The following is a 658-nucleotide window of genomic DNA, read 5'->3' as shown; positions in this document are numbered from 1 at the left end:
TACGGGCAGGACCGGGACGAGCCGCTGCTGCTCGGCTCGATCAAGTCGAACATCGGTCACACCCAGGCCGCGGCCGGTGTCGCGGGTGTCATCAAGATGGTGTTGGCGATGCAGCGTGGCCAACTGCCGAAGACTTTGCACGTCGACGAGCCGACTCCGCAGGTGGACTGGACGACCGGTGCGGTGGAGGTGTTGTCCGAGGCACAGGCATGGCCCGAAGTCGGTCGACCGCGTCGTGCGGGTGTCTCGTCGTTCGGTATCAGCGGCACCAACGCACACGTGATCCTCGAACAGGCACCAGAGCACGAACTCGAATCCCACGCGGCGTCTTCCGGTCCGGTGCCGAAGGTGGTGCCGTGGGTGTTGTCGGCTCGGAGTGAGCCCGCACTGCTGGCGCAGGCCGCCCGGTTGCGCGCGTTCGTGCAGGATCGCCCCGACCTGAGTCCGGTGGATGTGGGTTGGTCGTTGGCGACGACGCGCGCCGGACTGGTGCACCGTGCGGCGGTGGTGGCCGACGATCGGGCAGGTCTGGTGGACGCACTAGATGTCCTGGCCGGTGAGGATTCGGCCGGTGGGGGTTCGGCCGGTGGGGGTTCGGCCGCCACTGTGGCCCGGGGTGTGGTGGCCGAGGGGAAGTTGGCGTTCGCCTTCCCTGGTC

At 68.4% G+C, this 658-nt stretch carries 1 protein-coding gene; it reads left to right on the top strand.

The features are described from left to right. A partial coding sequence (locus tag OOZ19_RS29980) for a ketoacyl-synthetase C-terminal extension domain-containing protein (protein WP_323055200.1) occupies positions 1 to 658 on the top strand: 658 nt, incomplete at both ends.

Source organism: Saccharopolyspora sp. NFXS83, from assembly GCF_026241095.1.
Lineage (GTDB): Bacteria > Actinomycetota > Actinomycetes > Mycobacteriales > Pseudonocardiaceae > Saccharopolyspora_C.
This window is presented reverse-complemented; position numbering and strand designations above follow the sequence as displayed.